At 39.8% G+C, this 2,503-nt stretch carries 4 protein-coding genes; all 4 read right to left on the reverse strand.

The features are described 5' to 3' along the window. Positions 1–216 precede the first annotated feature (216 nt). The gene (locus tag IM509_RS10510) at positions 217–432 is read right to left on the reverse strand and encodes a hypothetical protein (RefSeq protein WP_002767716.1); all 216 of its coding nucleotides are present in this window, start codon (positions 430–432) and stop codon (positions 217–219) included. Positions 433–561: 129 nt separating this feature from the next. Further along, positions 562–828, reverse strand: a complete 267-nt coding sequence (locus IM509_RS10515; protein WP_052278253.1) for a hypothetical protein — start codon at positions 826–828, stop codon at positions 562–564. A gap of 125 nt (positions 829–953) precedes the next feature. Next, entirely contained in the window at positions 954–1,649 is a 696-nt protein-coding gene (locus tag IM509_RS10520; RefSeq protein ID WP_072926575.1) for a PEP-CTERM sorting domain-containing protein, read from the reverse strand. Positions 1,650–2,256: 607 nt separating this feature from the next. After that, entirely contained in the window at positions 2,257–2,367 is a 111-nt protein-coding gene (locus tag IM509_RS10525; protein ID WP_260441293.1) for an HNH endonuclease, read from the reverse strand. Positions 2,368–2,503: the final 136 nt, after the last annotated feature.

Below are 2,503 nucleotides of genomic sequence, written 5' to 3' on the forward strand. Positions count from 1 at the left end.
CATCTAAATTTAGCTTTATTCATCCCTCTTTGATTAGAAAAGATGATAAAAAAGCTGATTTCTCAACAGAAAAACTTATCTTAAATTCGGGCTGATTTTTGAGAGTTTTTGTTTTTTACTTTTTCAGCAAACCCTAATTATAACCAGCTACTTAAAATCTGTGATCAAATCTAAATCAGTTATCGACTCTGGTTCAAAAGTAACAGAATAGCTCATTTAAGGTTCTATCCCATATCTTTTATCCACCTCAGCTGCGGGAACAGTCGCTCTTCCTTGTAATCTTTTTTGTTGGATTTCTAATAACTTTTCTTTAAAAGATTCTTTAACTTGTTTTCCCTCATCCGGATCACCAAAGTATTCATCTAGAGTATCATCTACTGTATTACGGATTAAACTTTGTAACTCTTGGGGAGTCATGTCTTTTATCTGCATATTTTCTCTAATTAAAAAAAGGACTTTGACTCGTTGCAAGGTTTTACCTTGCAACGCAGATAAGCGAGGTTCTACCTCTACTTATTTCTTTGACTCGTTGACTCGTTGCAAAGTTAGCTCGTTGTCGGACTATTCTTCGAGTTGATAGGGACACCATTGACTTTTTGTGGCAAGTTGGGCGTTAATAAGCGTAAAAACGCGCTCTAGTTCAGAAAGTCCAGCATACTCCGCTTCTTCGTCAACAGAGAGACTGTCAGTTTTCTTCTTAGCTAATAACTGCTCAAAACGAGATTGTAGCTCTGAAGTAAACCTGAATAAATAAATGTTACCAAATTCGCGGAGTTCAACCCCTTCTCTCATTAAAGACGAAGGTTGAATCATTAATTGGGGAGTCATTGGCTCTATTGATTGTTATTCCTCTTTCACCTTATCACCTTAACAAATTGCCGAGGAAATGTAAAAGAATATTGATAATATTTAACCAATTTCGGGGCAACCCCTCTGTAGTTGCCCCTCCTCCCTTATCCCCGACGACGAAGGGAAGCGGCACCCAAGGCACCAACAGCGATTAAACTCACTATACCACTAGGTTCCGGGGTTGATACACCACCGCCACCAGCAGGAGTGATATCCCCATTAAGAGCCACAAACCCACCCCCGGCAACATTAGTGGAGTTGTCGGCAATTAAATAGACAGATAAGCCATTAGCATTCAGTCCATAGAGACGGAACTGCACCGGGCCGGTTTGGGGTGCTAAACTGCTTAGGTCAAAGCTGTAGGTATTAAAGCTAGTTGTTAAGTTAACTTGTGTCCCTAAATTATTGGTGAACCCATCAACACTAGAGCGCAAGACTAAATCTAGCTGCGTTTCAGTTTGGGCCGCATTGAGTTGTAAGTTAGTAAAATCGACTTGAAAACCTGCACTAGGTTGTACGGCAAATTCCACATATTGGCTGGTATTAACAGTGCTACCTGTATTCCAACCGTTAGTAGTAGAACCACCCAACAGGAAGATAGGATCATTCTCCCGATTTATCCCGGCGGTGTTTAACCCAGTGCTGGTTATATTCGCACCTACAGTATTCGCCGCTTTGGGATAGGTTGCGGTACTGGCATTAAATGAATTCCAACCAGCTACTATTGCCGCTTGAGCAGGAGTAACCCCAGCTAACCCCATCAGAGTCAAGGGGGTTAAAATTGTCAGTAATTTTTTCATGGATTCGATGACAGTAATAGGAGAAAATTATGGTCATATTTAACGCTAGTTTTGCGCCAATATTCTGCAACAAAAAGTATCACAAAAAAGGGGGGAGTCAAGGGTTATTTAATCATAATTTATTATGGTTTCTATATTTAAGATAGTTGTGGGTTATATAAATATTCTACCTTGCAACGCAGATAAGCGAGGTTCTACCTCTACTTATTTCGGCTCTTCTCGACTTTGTGTGATAATTTTTGCTTATGGAGTCGTGAAATGCTTATTGGGCAAGACTTTTAGGGCTATTTTGCGGATATTCTATCAGTATAGACCTCGTTTCCACACAGAAACCAGAAGAGCCTTATTTCTTTGACCCAAATTATCAAAATGAACTGCTTTGGTTTTGAAGTTAAATTTTAGGGGGATGCCATCCTGCTAAGATCCATTGTTGTCTAACTGTGGTGGCAATCAAATTATTGAGTTTTAATGCCATAACTGTTGCACGTCCACAAGGCGTTTTTCCTAAAATTTGTGTTCCCTCTTGACTCCATTGAAAATGTTCTGACCATATTTGTTTTCTTGGATTAAAAAGGGGAACAATTTGCTCAGTTTCGGGGTCTTTTGCTTAGGTTTGTCTGCCCTTATAGCCATTGCATAAACGACAAGCTAACCAGAGATTATATTCATCATCACTTCCCCCTTTAGCTTTAGGAATGATATGTTCAATCTCCAGCAATCCGGCTCTTCTGGTTTCTGTGTGGAAACGAGGTCTATACTGATAGTTTATTCCGCCAAATAGCACTAAAAGTCTTGCCTGATAAGCATTTCACGATTCCATAAGCAAAAATTATCACACAAAGTCGAGAAGAGCC

It is taken from the genome of Microcystis sp. M31BS1 (assembly GCF_020245285.1).
In the GTDB taxonomy this organism is placed as follows: domain Bacteria; phylum Cyanobacteriota; class Cyanobacteriia; order Cyanobacteriales; family Microcystaceae; genus Microcystis; species Microcystis panniformis.